Below are 17,236 nucleotides of genomic sequence, written 5' to 3'. Positions count from 1 at the left end.
TCCGGTGTGGCGCGCCGGGGAAAGAACGAGCAGAAGAGGTCATGCCTTCGACTCATGAGTGACCATTGACGTCCGGCGAGGTGCCGAGTGCCCATCGACATCATCATGCCTCAGCTTGGAGAGAGCATCGCCGAGGGAACGGTGATCAGATGGTTTGTTCCAGTCGGAGGGACGATTCAAAAAGACGAATCGCTCTTGGAAGTCGAAACCGAAAAAGTCACATTGGAAATTCCTTCGCCTGCCACCGGTCGGCTCAACGAGATCACCGTTCATGAGGGCGAGACTGTCCCCGTGGGAACGTTGCTGGCGCACATCGACAGTCTTCCGCCTTCGGAAGTCGTCAATCGAGTTGGAGGAGTCGTTGTCCGTCCTATGGCGAAGGCCTCGGCGGGGGACCAACACCATTCTCCGGCGGTTCGGCAGTTGGCAAGGGAGCATGGAATCGATCTTTCGCGGGTGAAGGGAACCGGGTCAGGCGGCCGCGTAACCAAGAAGGATCTGCTCGACTTTCTCGCCGGGAACGGAGCGCAGCTCAAGGTCGCCCCTGCAGGCGGCGAGTCATCCATGGGCGAAGACATTCGCCCGTTGACGCAGATGCGCAGGACCATCGCGGATCGGATGGTCAAAAGCAAGCACACCTCCGCGCATGTCACCACCTTTTTCGAAGCCGACTTTTCACAGATTGCAAAATTCCGAGAAGGGCGACAACTCACGTATCTCCCGTTTGTCGTCCGAGCCGCGACCAAAGCCATCCGAGATGTCCCGATTGTGAACTCGTCATGGGGAGAGCAAGGGATCGTGGTCAAGAAAGATATCCACATCGGGATCGCCACGGCGATTGAGGAAGGACTGCTGGTCCCGATCGTGCGGTACGCGGATCGTAAAGGGCTGACGCTGCTGGCAAAGGAAATCGGGGATCTCGCCGAGCGGGCTAAGTCCAAGAAATTGAGCCCTGAAGAGGTTCAAGGCGGGACGTTTACGATTACGAACCATGGCGGATTCGGCAGCTTGTTCAGTACGCCGATCATCTATCAGCCGCAGATCGCCATTCTGGGCGTCGGCGCAATTCAGAAACGGGCCGTCGTCATCGATGATGCCATCGCCATTCGACGGATGGGCTACCTCAGTCTGTCATTCGATCACCGCGTCATCGATGGCGCGACCGCGGATCGATTCATGGCCAAGGTCAGGCACTATGTCGAACAGAGTCGTTGGGAGCAGGTCTTATGAACCGGATATCACGAGCAGTGATCGTCAGCGCCGCGCGGACGCCGATGGGAAGTTTCAACGGCCTGTTCAGCCAGGTGCCGGCGACGAAACTGGGCAGTTCGGCCATTGTCGAAGCGTTGAAGCGTGTTCAACTGCCGCCGGAACGCGTGGACCAAGTCTATATGGGGTGTGTTCTCGGCGCCGGTTTGGGACAAGCGCCGGCACGGCAGGCATCCATCGGGGCTGGAGTTCCGAATTCGATCGGAGCAACGACCGTCAACAAAGTCTGCGGGTCAAGCATTCAGACGGTCATCATGGCATCCCAGGCCATTGCCCTTGGAGAAGCGAACATTGTCGTGGCAGGGGGAATGGAAAACATGACCCGCGCGCCATATTTGCTGGAGAAGGCTCGGCAAGGATATCGCCTGGGACATGCGGAATTGGTCGACAGTCTCGTCAAAGACGGACTGTGGGACGTCTACAACGATTTCCATATGGGCAACGGAGGCGAGCTCTGTGCCGCCAAATATCGATTGACGAGAAGAGAACTGGACGACTTCGCGCTCGAGAGCTATCGGCGCGCGCGCGAGGCGATCGCCACCGGAACCTTTCAACAGGAAATTGTGCCTATCGAAGTGCCGCAGCGTAAGGGACCGGCGATGACGGTTGCGGAGGACGAGGAACCGAATCGAGTGGATCTCAGCAAGATGCGTGAGCTGAAGCCGGTATTCCAGGACAACGGCGTCCTGACTGTCGGCAATTCCCCTTCCTGTAACGACGGCGCAGCCGCGCTGGTCGTCATGGCGGAGGAGGAGGCTGCGCGTCTCGGGCTCGCTCCGATGGCCCGGATTGTCGGATATGCCGGAGCAGCGCTGGCGCCGGAATGGTTTACGATTGCGCCCATTGATGCGATTCGACGGGTACTCAAGCAGACGGACATGACGATCGGAGACATCGATCTGTTCGAAATCAACGAAGCGTTCTCAGCCGTCTCTCTCGCGATCAATCGGGAATTGGGACTCGATGAGAAGAAGGTGAATGTGAACGGCGGGGCGGTCGCGCTCGGCCACCCCATCGGGGCAACCGGAGCGCGCATCCTCACGACACTGGTTCATGCCATGGCCGCGCGGGGAGCGAGACGCGGTTTGGCTGCTCTCTGTATCGGCGGCGGGGAAGCGTTGGCGATGATCGTAGAACGATAGCAATCATCAATGGTGAATCGTGAAGCTCGTTGATATCAAGACCATCGGCGTGGTCGGAGCCGGCCAAATGGGCTGCGGCATCAGCCAGGTATGCGCCACCGCCGGTTATGACGTGCTCCTCGTCGACGTCGCCGAGCCGCCGTTATCCGAGGCCGTCTCAAAAATACGCGTCGGGTTGGAACGCGCAGTCGAGCGAGGCGGTCTTACCAATCATCAAGCGCTGGAGGCGTTGGAACTCATTCATCCATCGACGCAGCGCGGCCGCTTGCGAGACACGCAGCTGGTCATTGAAGCGGTCCCGGAGAATCCACTGCTGAAGCGGGAACTCTTTGCCGAGTTGAACCGGATCTGCGCGCCGCAGGTGGTCCTTGCGAGCAATACCTCGTCTATTTCGATCACGAAGTTGGGAGCCGCCTCCGGCAGGCCGGACCGCGTCATCGGTATGCATTTCATGAATCCTGCACCCGTGATGCGGCTCGTGGAAGTGGTGCGCGGACTGGAAACTTCCGAACGAACGACCGAGCTCGCGCTGGACTTGGCCAAGCGCTTAGGGAAGACGCCGGTTGTGGCGAAGGATGCGCCGGGATTTATCGTGAACCGTGTGCTGATGCCCATGATCAATGAGGCCGTGTTCGCATTGGAAGAAGGTGTGGCCTCCGCAGAAGACATTGACTGGGCCATGACGACGGGTGCCAATCATCCCGTGGGTCCATTGGCGCTTGCCGACCGTATCGGCCTGGATACGGTGCTGGCCATCTGTCATGTCTTGTATCAAGACTTGGGTGATCCAAAATTTCACCCGTGCCCCTTGCTGAGCCGGTATGTCGAAGCGGGCTGGCTGGGGCGGAAAAGCGGCCGCGGGTTTTATGTCTACGAAGGGAGGCACGAACGGCAAGAAGCAGTAAGCAGGAAGTCTTGATCTAGGGCCTCGGTTCTTCATCACGATCCGGAGCAGGTCGATGCAAGAGCGCAAACCGCGATTTCCCTCCCTCTCAGGCTTCGATACCAGCCGTGTGTATACACGCAACGATCTGAAGGACTGGTCCCCGGACGAAGAGCTCGGCGCGCCGGGTGAATTTCCATACACCCGAGGTGTGTATCCGACCATGTACCGTGGTCGGTTATGGACGATGCGCCAATTCGCCGGGTTCGGGTCGGCCGAAGATACCAATCGCCGCTTCAAATATCTCCTTCAACATGGCCAAACCGGACTGAGCGTGGCCTTTGACATGCCGACCCTGATGGGGATCGACGCGGATGCCCCGCTCGCGCACGGCGAGATCGGCCATTGCGGCGTCTCGATCTCGTCGATCGACGATATGGAACGGCTCTTCGACGGGATTCCGCTTGACCAGGTCACCACCTCGATGACGATCAACGGCCCGGCCGCCGTGATCTTCGCGATGTACCTCGCGGTGGCGGAGAAGCGCGGTATCCGTCTTGAACAGCTGGACGGCACGTTGCAGAACGATATCCTGAAAGAATACATCGCTCAGAAAGAGTGGCTCTTTCCTCCGGAACCTTCACTCCGCCTGATCACCGACACCATCGCATTCTGTGTCGAGAACGTGCCCAAATGGCACCCCGTCAGCATCAGCGGATATCACATCCGGGAAGCAGGCTCGACCGCCGTACAGGAATTGGCCTTCACTCTCTACGACGGCTTGACCTACGTGGAGGCGGCGGTGAAAGCCGGTCTCCCGGTGGACCGATTCGCTTCTCAGCTCTCGTTCTTCTTCAACGCGCACAACGATTTCTTCGAAGAGATCGCCAAGTTCCGGGCGGCCCGTCGACTGTGGGCCCGCGAAATGACGCGGCGCTACCGGCCGAACGATCCGCGTTCGGCGCAGCTCCGGTGCCACGCGCAGACCGCCGGCTGTTCCCTCACCGCGCAACAGCCCATGAACAATGTGGTTCGCACGACGATCCAAGCCCTCGCAGCCGTCTTGGGCGGCACGCAGTCCCTCCATACCAATTCGATGGACGAAACGCTCGCGCTGCCGACCGAGGGCGCGGTAAAACTGGCGCTGCGTACGCAGCAGATCATCGCGCAGGAGAGTGAAGTCACCAATAGCATCGATCCTCTCGGCGGTTCCTATTATGTCGAGAGCCTCACGAATCGCCTCGAAGAGAAGGCCTTGGATTACTTCCGTCGCTTGGACGACATGGGCGGTATGGTCAGGGCGATCGAACAGGGATTCCCGCAGCGTGAAATCCTCGATGCCTCGCAGCGGTACCAACGAGAGTTGGAACGGAACGAACGGATCGTCGTCGGCGTCAACGAGTACGTGGACTCAGAGGAGCGTTCGATTCCGATGCTCAAGATAGGGCCGGAGGTCGAACGTGAGCAGGCGGCATGTCTGTCGGACCTGCGCAAATGTCGCGATTCCTTCAGGATGGCCGGCGCTGTCGAGGCCCTGCAGGAAGCAGCTTCATGCGGCGAGAACGTGATGCCGTATCTCCTTGAGGCAGTGAAAGCCAAGGCGACGTTGGGTGAGATCTGCATGGCCTTGAAGGAAGTGTTCGGAACGTATCGGGAACCAGTGGTGTTGTGATGGCGGCGGCGATCAGGATGCCTCCTGTGCTCGCGCGACGCGCACACAAGGCAAATCTGATTGCAATCATAGCGGGCGGTGCTCGTCGCATGCGCGCAGTTGGACGCATCCTGATCACCGCCGCCGAAGGGGAGGATGGAAAGGATAAGACGCGCCACTCGGCCCCATCCCTTCCAGCTGAGCCGTTAGAGGGAGAGGTTGAGGGGGGTGGATCAAGCGGGTGGCGCGACGAACGGGGTGCCCCACCGCGCGCAACGGAAGGGCCCCACTGGGGGATGGGGCGCACGGCGCGAGGAATAACGAGCGCCAGGTTTGTGCGCGCCGGCGAGATGGTGAGCCGGCCGGGTCTTCAGTGAGCACGGTGGGGCTGTTCGTCGTGACAGGACCCGTAAAAAGGTCGTGATGGCGAAAACACGGCGGCCGAGAGATTCTCATGAAGCTCGGGGCGTTTGATATTTACCCGGTGAGTGACGGCCGGTTTCGGCTGGACGGTGGGGCGATGTTTGGCGTCGTGCCGAAACCCTTGTGGGAGAAATGTTGTGATGCCGACGAATTGAATCGGATCACCCTTAGTCTCACCGCGTTGCTGATCAGGGCGAACGGTCAGAACATTCTCGTTGATACCGGGTTAGGGCCTAAGGAGGATCAGAAATTTCACCGTATGTTCGCCGTCGAGCGAACTCCGACCATCCTCCAATCGTTGAAGCGGTTAGGACTGGGGGCGGATGACATTCATCTGGTCATCAATACGCATCTGCATTTCGACCATGCGGGTGGAAACACAATGAGAGAGACGGATGGAAGCATTCGATCAGCCTTTCCCAAGGCGCGCTACCTGATTCAACGGGGCGAGTTTGAAGACGCTGCCCGGGCCAATGAACGAACCAGGGCCAGTTACCGTCCGGACAACTTTGCGCCGATCGACCGGATCGATCAGTGGGAATTTCTCCACGGCGATACGGAGGTGGTTCCGGGTGTCACCGCGGTCGTCACCTCCGGCCATACGCGCTGTCATCAGAGCGTCAAGATCGAATCGGAAGGGGAAACGGCGTTCTTTCTCGGCGACCTGATTCCGACCGTGTCGCATCTGCCGCTTCCCTACATCATGGGCTACGATCTCTTTCCACTCCAGACCCTGGAGACCAAGCGATGGGTGTTGGATCGGGCATTCGAAGAGCGATGGATGCTGCTCTTCGAGCATGATCCTCTGGTTCAAGCCGGGTATGTTCGGAAGGATCAGGAAGGCAAGTATTTTCTGCGGGAGGTGGCGGCATGGCAGTAGCGAGCACTTCTCTTCGCGTCCTCATCGGCAAAGTCGGCTTAGACGGCCATGACCGGGGTGTGAAGCTCATCGCACGCGCGCTGCGAGACGCCGGGATGGAAGTCATCTACACCGGGCTGCATCAGTCGCCGGAACAGGTGGTCAATACGGCGATCCAGGAGGATGTGGATGCGATCGGTTTGAGCGTCCTTTCAGGCGCGCACAATACGCTGTTCCGACGCGTCCTCGAACTGCTCAAGGAGCAGGATGCCGAGGATATCGCCTTGTTCGGCGGCGGAATCATTCCCGATGAAGACGTTTCGTCGCTCACAGCGGCGGGGGTGAAGGCCCTGTTTAGGCCGGGGGCGCCCATTCAGGAAGTCGTGAATTTCGTCAAAGGGCTCAAAACACCGCGCTGAGGTCCTATGCGTACGTTGACATCGTCTGTAGTCGCCACAAGCAGTGAGTTCGCCGCGAATCGAGCCCACTATGAGGGCCTGATAGCCGATCTCCAAAAACATCTCGCCCTCGCACAAGCCGGAGGGCCGCCGGAGGCGGTCGCGCTGCATCAACAACGGGGCAAATTGACTGCGCGTGAGCGGATTGCCGCGTTGCTCGATCCCGACGGTCCTTGGTTGGAGCTCAGTCCTTTGGCGGCATCGGGGATGTACGACGATCATACCCCGGCTGCCGGTCTGATCACCGGCATCGGCTATGTGTCGAAACGGCCATGTGTCATCGCCGCCAACGATGCGACGGTCAAAGGCGGCACCTATTTTCCCATGACGATCAAGAAACATCTCAGGGCTCAGGAGATCGCCCTGGAAAATCGATTGCCGACGATCTATTTGGTGGATTCAGGCGGAGTATTCCTGCCGATGCAAGCCGATGTCTTCGCCGACAAGGAACACTTCGGACGGATCTTCTACAATCAGGCGCGCTTGTCCGCCCTCGGTATTCCTCAGATCGCCGTCGTCATGGGAATGTGCACCGCCGGGGGCGCCTATGTGCCGGCCATGTGCGATGAAAACGTGATCGTCAAAGGGACCGGCACCATTTATCTCGCGGGGCCGCCGCTGGTCAAAGCGGCGACCGGCGAAGAGGTTACCGCCGAAGAACTCGGCGGCGCCGATCTCCATACAAGACTCTCGGGCGTCAGCGATCACCTGGCCGACGATGACCATGAGGCGCTCGAGATCTGCCGGTCGATCGTCGATACCCTCCCTCGCCGGCAGATCCTTCGCCGGCCGGCCACAATCGAGGAGCCGCGTTATCCCGCCGGCGAACTCTATGGGCTCATTCCGAACAATCCCCGCCAGACCTTCGACTCTCGTGAAGTGATTGCACGCTTGGTCGACGGCAGCCGCTTTCACGAGTTTAAGGCGCGCTATGGCCGGACACTGACGTGTGGCTTTGCACGCTGGATGGGGCATCAGGTCGGCATCGTCGCGAACAACGGCGTGCTCCTCTCCGAAGCGGCCTTGAAAGGCGCGCACTTCGTGCAGCTCTGCGCCCAGCGGCGGCTGCCGCTCGTATTTCTACAAAACATCACCGGCTTCATGGTCGGGAAGGACTATGAGTCGCGGGGGATCATCAAGGACGGCGCCAAGATGGTACAGGCGGTAGCGGCCGCCGATGTCCCAAAATTCACGATCATTACCGGCGCCTCCCATGGCGCGGGGAACTACGCCATGTGCGGACGCGCCTATGCTCCGCGGTTTCTCTTCTTGTGGCCCAACGCTCGGACGTCGGTGATGGGCGCGCAACAGGCGGCCCAGGTACTCTTGACGGTGAAACAGCAGCAGCGAGCCCGTGACAAGGCCGCCTTGCCGGAAGACGAGCGGCGAAAAATCACGGATTCCATACGGGCGCAGTATGAACGGGAAGGCAGTGCCTATTTCAGCACCGCTCGGCTCTGGGATGACGGGATTATCGATCCCCTCGAGACCCGCCGGGTTCTGGGTCTGTGCCTTGATGTCGCGATGATTACGCCCGTCCGTCCGTCACACTTCCCGGTATTCCGTATGTGAGGCGCCGATGAAACAGTTTACCTCGATCATGGTCGAATCGCACGAAGGCTGGGCGCGTGTGACTTTGAATCGGCCCGACCGGCGGAACGCGTTCGACGCCTGCATGGTGGAAGAACTGTGCGAGGCCTTTTCCTTATTGGGTCAGGACTCATCGGTCCGGGCGATTACGCTGGCCGGGAACGGCTCTGCATTTTGCGCCGGTGCGGACATCGATTGGTTGGGAGCGGGAGGTGCGGTGTCGGCCTTTCAAGCGCGGAAGGATGCTGAACAACTCATGGAAATGTTGCGCACCATTGACGAATGTCCGTGCCCGGTGATCGGACGAATTCAAGGGGCCGCGTTCGGAGGCGGGATCGGGCTGGTCGCAGCCTGCGACATCGCCGTTGCGGCTGAAGAAGCGACCTTTGCACTCAGCGAGGTTCGTTTGGGGATGGTGTCGGGGGTGATTGCGCCTCTCTTGCTCCACAAAACAGGAGAGGTCTTTGTGAGAAGATTCTGCCTGACCGGCGAAATATTTCCCGCCTCGGCCGCCAAACAGTATAACCTCGTTCACGACGTCGTCGCGACGGACAAACTCGAATCTCGCACCGCTGAGTTGGTACATGCAGTCGTAAGCCTTGCGCCGCAAGCGGTACGGGATACCAAGGCTCTATTCCGCCGATTCCGCACGGCTTCGGACAATGAGCGATGGCACGCGGGTGTCAAAGCCAATGTCCGTGCCCGTTTGTCGGCCGAGGCACGAGAAGGATTTCAGGCCTTTCTTGAAAAGCGCCGTCCTGTCTGGCCGGCGCTGTCAGCAAACCAGAGCAAGAAATCTTCCTCAAAAGGGCAACCGAACGATGTCGAAGCAAGAAGAGCATAGCACGGCTTTACGGCCGATCCGTATCATCGAGGTCGGTCCACGGGACGGACTCCAGAATGAGAGAAACATCGTTTCGACCGAGGACAAGGTGTCGTTCGTGGATGCTCTGTCTCGGACCGGTGTGGCGGAGATCGAAGCGGGGTCGTTCGTGTCAGCTCACATGATCCCGCAGTTGGCGGATTCCGATGAAGTGTTCCGTAAGATCAACCGGAAACCCGGCGTTATATATTCAGCGCTGGTGCCGAACGAGCGGGGATTGGAGCGAGCACGGGCGGCGGCGGTCACTAAGATTGCCGTCTTTACCGCAGCCTCCGATACCTTCACCCGAAGGAATATCAACTGCACGATCAACGAGTCGATCAAACGGTTCAAGCCGGTGGTATTCGGCGCGAAACAGGACCGCATCACCGTGCGTGGGTACATTTCTACCGTGACACATTGCCCCTTCGAGGGGCCTGTCCCGCCATCGCAGGTTCTTGACGTGGCGCGACAGTTGCTCGACCTGGGAATCGATGAGATCTCCCTGGGGGAGACTGTCGGGAAGGCCGCTCCCCGCGACATTCGGCGACTGTTGGATCAAATAGTGCCGCGCATCGAACGAAGCCGTCTCTCGCTTCATGTTCACGACACCTGCGGGATGGCCGTGGCTAATGTCCTGACGGCGTGGGCCGACTACAGTATCGAGGCGTTTGATACGGCTGCCGGAGGGCTGGGCGGATGTCCCTACGCTCCGGGTGCGTTGGGAAATGTCGCCACCGAAGATGTGGTCTACGCACTGAAAGCATCGGGGGCTTCCGTTTCCGTGGATGAACGGGAAGTCATTGCGGCAGCGAGCGAGCTCGGCAGAATTCTACGCCGTCCGCTTTCGTCCCGCTTGTCGCGTGTGCAGATAGAACAAACGGCGTACGAAGGTGTGGCATGAGTGTGTCGAGTCCACACCTGTCCATGCGCGGTGTCCACGGCGTGGCGAGCTTGGTTGAGCAGGTCAGAGCCGGGAATATTCGTGCCGTGTCACGCCTGATCACCTTGCTGGAAAATCACATGGAAGACAGAACGGCGCTGCCGTTCCTAAACGGCACTCCGGGAAGCGCCACAGTGATCGGAGTCACGGGGTACCCCGGAGCGGGGAAAAGCACCGTTGTGGACCGCTTGGTAAGCGTGTATCGGCGGAGTGGTCTGAAAGTCGGCGTGCTGGCGGTCGATATCAGCAGTCCCGTCACGGGCGGCGCGCTATTGGGTGACCGTATCAGAATGCAGGGCCATGCGCTGGATCGGGGAGTCTATATTCGCAGTATGGCGACCCGAGGGCACTATGGAGGACTTGCCAGAGCGACCCGCGATGCAACAAAGGTGCTGGAAGAGGCGGGATATGCGGTGATCTTGATCGAGACCATCGGAGTCGGCCAGAACGAAGTCGACATTGTCGATCTGGCGCAGACGGTGGTGGCAGTCGTCGCACCGGGGTTGGGGGACGAGGTTCAAGCGATGAAGGCCGGGTTGTTGGAAGTCGCACATATCGTCGTGGTCAACAAAGGCGACCTCCCGGGCGCGGACACCACATTGCGGGACTTGCGGGAATGGTGTCCTAAGGTATTGCGAACCGTCGCGACGACAGGCGAGGGGATTCCGGAACTTGCCGCCGCGATCATCGATGAACACAGGCTCCGTGCCCGATGAGCCGCCGGCTCGGGCGACGCTTGGTATGGAGGACTTATGCCGCATCAATTATTGACGATCTCTCACCATATCGCACGAATTACCTTCCATAATCCGCCGGCCAACGTGCTCAATCTTTCCGTGATCAAGGAGCTCGAACATGTCCTGAACGAATTGGAGGAAGACGAGTACGTCCGCGCGGTGATTGTGACGGGCACGGGACGGTTCTTCTGCGCCGGGGCCGATATCAACGAACTGGCTCACCTCAATACCGTGCATGGCGGGTCGGAATTCGCCGTTCGTGGACAGTCGCTGTTGAGCCGGATCGAGCGATCGGACAAGCCGGTGCTCGCCGCGATCAACGGAACGTGTGTCGGTGGAGGTCTCGAGCTGGCCTTGGCCTGCCATATCCGGGTCGCGGTGGCAGGGGCAATGTTGGGATTGCCCGAAATCAAACTTGGTCTCATTCCTGGTTTCGGCGGCACGCAACGGTTGCCGCGAATTGTCGGCCCCTCCAAGGCCGCCGAGATGATCCTGACGGGAGAAAGCCTATCCGCTGAGGAAGCGCAACGAATCGGTCTGCTGAATCGAGTGGTCCCGTCACAGGAGTTGATCACGCATGTAGAAGCGATTGCCGCTTCCATTGCGACGTGCGGGAAAACTGCGGTCGAATCCGCGCTGCATGCGATCAGAGGAGGAATGGATATTCCCTTGTCGGAGGGACTGGCGAGAGAAGCGGAACTATTCGGCCGATTGTGTGTGACTTCCGACAAGCAGGAAGCCATTCGGGCGTTTCTCGACAAACGACCGTCGAAGGTTGCGAGCGCATGAAGTATGTCGATCGAACACACAAACAACAGGGTCGTATCATGACCGCAGCCGTCTCCACGAACAGCGGATGAGGTTGGACGATTGACGTTCGGGTTGCGAGGTACAGAATGCTTGCCGATCGCCTCGCTCGGTATGGCCGGTCGCTGCGCTACGGCGATCTACCGCATGCCGTCGTGCACGAAGCCAAACGGCGCGTGCTCGACAGTCTAGGCTGTGCGCTCGGGGCCTGGAATGCGTCGCCCTGCCGTATCGCCCGCCGAATAGCTCGGATCGTCAAGGTGCCGCAGGGTGCCACGCTGTGGGGCACGCATCACAAGACTCTTCCCGACCTCGCCACCTTTGCCAATGGCGGGCTCGTCCGGTATCTCGATTTCAATGACACATATCTTTCGAAAGAGCCGGCGCACCCGTCCGACAATATTCCGGCCATTGTCGCGGTCGGCGAAGCCGTTCATGCCTCCGGCAAGCAGGTGATTGAAGCCATCGCGCTCACTTATGAGATTCAGTGCCGCCTCTGTGACGCGGCGGCGCTTCGCCCCCGCGGTTGGGACCACGTGACGTACGGCCCATTTTCCTCCGCGATCGGCGCCGCGAAGCTCATGAAGCTTTCATCCGCGCAGACCGTCCAGGCCGTCAACCTGGCGGGTGCCGCGAATGTAGCGCTACGGCAGACGAGGGTCGGGGATCTCTCCATGTGGAAGGCGTGCGCGTTCTCGAACGCCGCTCGCAACGGCGTGTTTGCCGCCGGGCTGGCGCAGCAGGGAATGACCGGGCCGTCGCCGATCTTTGAAGGAGAAAAGGGCTTCATGAAATTGGTGTCGGGACCATTCGAGCTGACAGCGTTCGCGGCGGAAGCAGGATCGACCCTCGCCTTGGGGGACGATCGGCCTTCTCGATTCAAGATTCTGGACACGTATATCAAGCGATACCCGGTCGAGTATCACGCCCAGACTGCGGTGGAGGCTGCCTCGGCACTTCATGCCGATTTGATCGAAGGAGAAGGAGTTCATGCGATCGAACATATAGCGGATATCGAAATCGGGAGTTATGAGGTGGCCATCGAAATCATCGGCCGCGATCCCGAGAAATGGCAGCCGACCACGAGGGAAACGGCCGATCACAGTTTTCCTTACTGCGTCGCGACGGCATTACGCGACGGCCGCGTGACGCTACGGTCGTTCGGCGCGAAGCGATTACGGGATTCAGCCCTGCACGACTTGATGAAAAAAACCCGTGTCGTCCGGCAACCCGAGTTCGTGGAGTGCTATCCCGAGAGTATGCCGACCAGAATCACAGTCAGAACCGACGCTGGGAAAACCTACATGAGACAGGTCGAGCTGCCGGTTGGACATCCCGGCAATCCGATGTCGGATCGAGACCTGGAAGTGAAATTGCGCCGGCTGGCTGCCGGCCGACTGAGTGGTCCGCGTATCGATCGGCTGATTGAATTCGTGTGGCAGCTTGATCGGGTTCGAGACATCGGCGCGCTTATGCCGCTTTTGAGGATCTGAGGTGAGGGGCGCTGCGTAGATGACAAGTCGAGATAAGGATACGGCAACGCACACGAAGGCTTCGCGTCTGCGTGAATTACTGCATGCGCGCACGCTCGCGATTCCTGGAGCATTCAACGCGCTGGCAGCAATGCAGATCGAGCGAGCGGGATTCGAGATTGCCTATGTCTCGGGGGCGGCGATATCTGCTTGCCGTGGGATACCCGATATCGGCCTGCTGTCGCTCAGTGACATGGCGGCGGAAGCAGGAAGGATCGCCCGTGCGGTTTCGATTCCGACCCTCGTCGATGCGGACACGGGGTATGGCGGTCCGGCCCAGGTTGCCGAAGCGTTGAAGGTGTTCGAAGACGCCGAGCTTGCCGGCATGCAGATCGAAGATCAGGACGCGGCCAAGAAGTGCGGCCATCTTTCGGGCAAGCGGCTGGTGCCGATAGGGGAAATGGCGGACAAAATCGAGGCGGCCGTTCAGGCAAAAAAGGATCGAAATTTCGTGATCGTGGCGCGCACCGACGCCCGTGAAGTGGAGGGGTTGGACGCCGCCGTTCAACGGGCGATGACCTATGCGGAGGCCGGCGCGGATGCGCTGTTTCCCGAGGCCCTCGAATCGGCCGAAGAATTCCGGACATTTGCCCGCGAAATGGCGAAACGAGGGATTACGGTTCCATTGATCGCCAATATGACGGAGTTTGGGAAAACACCTCTTTTGAGCGTCGCAGAATTCGAGAGTTTCGGGTATCACGGGGTGCTCTTTCCCGTGACGGGCTTACGGACGGCCTTGCAAGCCATCGAGAGATTGCTGGGCGAACTCAAGCTGTTCGGATCGCAGAAAGACTGGCTCCATCACATGATGACGCGACGAGAACTGTACAGTCTGCTCCGGTACACGGATTCTCACGAACGCTGAGAAGGGAGGATCTATGAACACGGTCATCCACGAGTCTCCCGCGACTGAGATGAAGGAGGGCTCAACGTATAGCCCCGGTCTCGAAGGAGTGATTGCCGGAGAATCGGCTCTCTGCCTCGTCGATGAAGGGGAGTCCGGTCTTCTCTATCGAGGCTATGCGATCCGTGATTTGGCGCAGCACAGTGTTTTTGAGGAGGTGGCGTATCTCCTGCTGTTCGGTCGTCTGCCGAATCGGCAAGAGTTCAATGACTTCTCGGCACGGCTCATCGATCAAGCCATGCTCCCTCACCTCCTCCAAGTATTCCTCGGCGCGGTTCCTTCCGGCTCGCATGCGATGGACGTCGTCCGATCGGGTGTTTCGCTGTTGGGTGTGGTGGATTCGGACACGACCGACCACTCGCATGAAGCCAACGTTCGCAGATCGATCCGGCTGCTGGCACAAATCCCGCTGATCGTGGCGACATCCTATCGACTCGTCACCGGCAAACCGCGCCGCAGGCCGCACTATGATCTGACCTTTGCTGAGAATCTCTTGTACCTGCTGACCGACCGAAGAGGAAATGATCGGGCGAAAGCCATGGCCCGTGTCCTGGACGTCTCGCTCACGCTGTATGCCGAACATGAATTCAATGCCTCCACCTTCGCCGCCCGTGTCACGGCATCGACGATGACGGATTTGTACTCCGCCGTCACGTCGGCGATCGGGACGCTCAAGGGATCGCTCCACGGAGGAGCCAATGAAGCGGTGGCCGGAATGTTCGTGGATATCGGCCATGGTCACCGCGCGGAAGCCTGGGTTCGGGAGGCGCTGGCAAAGAAGCGGCGCATCATGGGTTTCGGCCATCGTGTGCTCAAGAAAGGTGACAGCCGCTCGGCCATCATCCAACAGCATGCCGAATCGTTGAGCCGGGTCTGCGGCAACCGCCGGTGGTATGACATTGCGACGACGATCGAGCATGTGATGGAACAAGAAAAAGGCCTCTACCCCAATCTCGATTTCTATACGGCGGTGGCCTATCTCCTGATGGAGATTCCGCTCTCGCTGTATACGCCGCTGTTCGTCTGTTCGCGCATTACAGGATGGTGCGCCCATGTCATCGAACAGCAGGACCAGAATCGGTTGATGAGGCCCCGCGCGCTCTATACGGGACCGTCGCGGAGGGAATATGTCCCCCTTGATCACCGTGCCTGATCACATCGCGCGGGCGCGAACAGTCGAAGAGCCATGCCTCCAGTTCCCCTGGAACTCGTTCGCCGAGTTCTTCAAAGCCCGTGTCCATGATCGCGCCGGGATCAGCAGGACCTTCATGACCTATTGCGATGACGATAGAGCGGTGCGCTACACCTACACCTATGCGGAATTCGGCACGGTGGTCGAACTGTTCGCCGCCTTTCTTCATGATCATGCGGGAGTACGGCGTGGGGATCGACTGGCGACACTCCTTTTTAACCACGACGTCACCGTGGTGTTGTACTTTGCAGCCTGGACCTTGGGCCTCACCATCGTGCCGATCAATGTCGAGGAATCCACGGAGAAGAAACGCTACATCCTGGAACATTCCGAAGCGGCGGCCGTCTGTTGTTGGCACACGTATCTTGGTGAAGTGAAAGATCTTCAACCGGAACTGCCCGCCTTGCGCCATGTGATCGTGCTGAATGATGAAGGTGTCGTGCAAGGGCCGAAACATAGGGAGACGGCCAAGGTTGGAGCAGCCCCATGTATTGGTGCCGCATCTCACGCTCCCGGTCTGGAGGATGAAGCGCTCATCGTCTATACATCCGGAACCACCGGTCCTCCCAAAGGCGTGGTTCTCACCGTAAGGAATTTGCTCGTCGATGCCGACGCCATTGCCGGGTGGCATCGGTTCGGAGCGGACTCCCGCCTCATGTGTGTGCTTCCGATTCACCACGTGAATGGGATCGTCGTCACGGTGATCACACCGTTCTATTGCAGAGGCAGCATCATCCTGAATCGCAAGTTCAAGAGCGCCGCGTTCTGGCGGAGATTACACGAAGAGCGGGTCACCTGCGTCAGTGTCGTTCCGACCCTGTTGGAGTTCCTCCTGGATGCAAACGAAGACATCGCCGCATACCGGCTGGACGAATTCGGCGGATTCATTTGTGGCGCCGGCCCCTTGCTCAAAGACACCGCAACACGATTCGAAGACCGATTCGGGTTTCCGATTCGCCACGGCTATGGCTTGTCCGAGACGACCTGCTACTCTTGCTTTCTGCCCAATGAACTGTCGCGTGAAGAGCATCGTCATTGGCTCAGCGATTACGAGTTCCCCTCGATCGGAGTTCCGCTCCGGCACACTATGATGGCGATTCTGGATGCCGAAGGGCACCCGCGGCCGGAAACCACGAGGGGAGAGATTTGCATTCGTGGGGGGACCGTCTGTGCCGGTTATTTCAAGCGGGACGATGCGAACGATGCCGCATTTCAATGGGGCTGGTTCCGTTCCGGGGATGAGGGATTTTATGTCAGAGATCCATCAGGCCGGCCGTTTTTCTTCATTTCCGGTCGGCTGAAGGAACTCATCATTCGAGGCGGTGTCAATATTGCGCCGTTGGAGATCGACGACGTGCTGAAGAGTCATCCGCTCGTGCGATTTGCGATGGCTGTTCCGTTCGAGCATCGTTACTATGGTGAGGAGATCGCCGCGTATGTGGTGCCGAGGGACGAAGCCAGTCCGCCCACCAAAGCCGAGTTACTTGCACACTGCCGGCGACGGCTGCCGTTCTCAAAATGTCCAAAAGTCATTCTCTTTGGACAAGACGTACCCTATACCTCGACCGGCAAACCCAAACGTCTGGAGCTCAAAGCCTCCCTCGTTTCCGTATTGGCGGCCTACCGCTACCATCAATTCAAGGAATTACAGTTCTAGAGAGGAGCATCTTACCGAATCAGCATAAAGAGACGAATACATCCCCATCAGTGATGCCCTAGAGGAAGCAAAGGGCTACCCTGCCGTATCCAAACAGGTTGGGCAGCCCTCACCTCCGTGAAGGGTCGCAATGGTTACCTGCCCTTCCGGCCACAGCTACGGATCAGCCCACGAACCCTCCCATCATCAACGCGAAGACAACGATTCCGAGAAAAATCAATCCATACAAATACACCCATCCTGGCTCGTGTGTTATGTCGTCCTTGATTTCCTTTAAGTGTACATCACTCATAGTCGTTTACCTCCTTGCTTGGAACGTCAAGTTAC

Annotated in this window: 16 protein-coding genes; all 16 read left to right on the top strand. The window is 59.1% G+C overall.

Annotated features, from left to right (window positions below; translation table 11 throughout):
- The first annotated feature begins 93 nt into the window (after positions 1-93).
- The 16 genes from H8K04_14795 (at position 94) to H8K04_14720 (ending at position 16,909) form a co-directional block, all read left to right on the top strand.
- On the top strand, positions 94-1,230 hold the full coding sequence (locus tag H8K04_14795; protein ID UVT18002.1) for a 2-oxo acid dehydrogenase subunit E2: 1,137 nt from the start codon (positions 94-96) through the stop codon (positions 1,228-1,230).
- Positions 1,227-2,411 (top strand): thiolase family protein, encoded by a 1,185-nt coding sequence (locus tag H8K04_14790; protein UVT15077.1) that lies wholly within the window; start codon positions 1,227-1,229, stop codon positions 2,409-2,411. The genes H8K04_14795 and H8K04_14790 overlap by 4 nt, the downstream gene beginning before the upstream one ends.
- Positions 2,412-2,430: 19 nt before the next feature.
- Complete coding sequence (locus H8K04_14785) at positions 2,431-3,330, top strand: 3-hydroxybutyryl-CoA dehydrogenase (protein UVT15076.1); 900 nt, start codon at positions 2,431-2,433, stop codon at positions 3,328-3,330.
- 40 nt (positions 3,331-3,370) lie between these two features.
- A complete protein-coding gene (locus H8K04_14780; protein UVT15075.1) occupies positions 3,371-4,966 on the top strand; it encodes a methylmalonyl-CoA mutase family protein in 1,596 nt (531 codons plus the stop codon).
- A gap of 26 nt (positions 4,967-4,992) precedes the next feature.
- Positions 4,993-5,322 carry a hypothetical protein gene (locus tag H8K04_14775; GenBank protein UVT15074.1) on the top strand — a complete coding sequence of 110 codons (330 nt, stop codon included), beginning with the start codon at positions 4,993-4,995 and terminating at the stop codon, positions 5,320-5,322.
- 77 nt (positions 5,323-5,399) lie between these two features.
- Positions 5,400-6,248, top strand: a complete 849-nt coding sequence (locus H8K04_14770; protein ID UVT15073.1) for an MBL fold metallo-hydrolase — start codon at positions 5,400-5,402, stop codon at positions 6,246-6,248.
- Positions 6,239-6,646, top strand: a complete 408-nt coding sequence (locus H8K04_14765) for a cobalamin B12-binding domain-containing protein (GenBank protein UVT15072.1) — start codon at positions 6,239-6,241, stop codon at positions 6,644-6,646. Before H8K04_14770 ends, H8K04_14765 begins: the two co-directional genes overlap by 10 nt.
- Positions 6,647-6,652: 6 nt before the next feature.
- The gene (locus H8K04_14760; protein ID UVT15071.1) at positions 6,653-8,257 is read left to right on the top strand and encodes a methylcrotonoyl-CoA carboxylase; all 1,605 of its coding nucleotides are present in this window, start codon (positions 6,653-6,655) and stop codon (positions 8,255-8,257) included.
- A 7-nt stretch (positions 8,258-8,264) separates the two neighbouring features.
- Positions 8,265-9,119 carry an enoyl-CoA hydratase/isomerase family protein gene (locus H8K04_14755; protein UVT15070.1) on the top strand — a complete coding sequence of 285 codons (855 nt, stop codon included), beginning with the start codon at positions 8,265-8,267 and terminating at the stop codon, positions 9,117-9,119.
- A complete protein-coding gene (locus H8K04_14750; GenBank protein UVT15069.1) occupies positions 9,097-10,041 on the top strand; it encodes a hydroxymethylglutaryl-CoA lyase in 945 nt (314 codons plus the stop codon). The genes H8K04_14755 and H8K04_14750 overlap by 23 nt, the downstream gene beginning before the upstream one ends.
- Positions 10,042-10,064: 23 nt before the next feature.
- A complete protein-coding gene (gene meaB / locus H8K04_14745; GenBank protein UVT18001.1) occupies positions 10,065-10,796 on the top strand; it encodes a methylmalonyl Co-A mutase-associated GTPase MeaB in 732 nt (243 codons plus the stop codon).
- 36 nt (positions 10,797-10,832) lie between these two features.
- Positions 10,833-11,606: an enoyl-CoA hydratase/isomerase family protein gene (locus H8K04_14740; GenBank protein UVT15068.1), complete on the top strand. Its 774-nt coding sequence runs from the start codon at positions 10,833-10,835 to the stop codon at positions 11,604-11,606.
- A 107-nt stretch (positions 11,607-11,713) separates the two neighbouring features.
- Positions 11,714-13,117: an MmgE/PrpD family protein gene (locus H8K04_14735; GenBank protein UVT15067.1), complete on the top strand. Its 1,404-nt coding sequence runs from the start codon at positions 11,714-11,716 to the stop codon at positions 13,115-13,117.
- A 19-nt stretch (positions 13,118-13,136) separates the two neighbouring features.
- The gene (gene prpB, locus H8K04_14730; protein ID UVT15066.1) at positions 13,137-14,021 is read left to right on the top strand and encodes a methylisocitrate lyase; all 885 of its coding nucleotides are present in this window, start codon (positions 13,137-13,139) and stop codon (positions 14,019-14,021) included.
- A 13-nt stretch (positions 14,022-14,034) separates the two neighbouring features.
- Positions 14,035-15,213, top strand: coding sequence for a citrate synthase (locus H8K04_14725; GenBank protein UVT15065.1), 1,179 nt, complete (start codon positions 14,035-14,037; stop codon positions 15,211-15,213).
- Positions 15,188-16,909 (top strand): acyl--CoA ligase, encoded by a 1,722-nt coding sequence (locus H8K04_14720; protein ID UVT15064.1) that lies wholly within the window; start codon positions 15,188-15,190, stop codon positions 16,907-16,909. Before H8K04_14725 ends, H8K04_14720 begins: the two co-directional genes overlap by 26 nt.
- Positions 16,910-17,236 lie beyond the last annotated feature (327 nt).

This window comes from Nitrospira sp., assembly GCA_024760525.1.
Classification (GTDB): domain Bacteria; phylum Nitrospirota; class Nitrospiria; order Nitrospirales; family Nitrospiraceae; genus Nitrospira_D.
The sequence above is the reverse complement of the archived record's forward strand: the minus strand, read 5'-3'. Positions and strand labels throughout refer to the sequence as shown.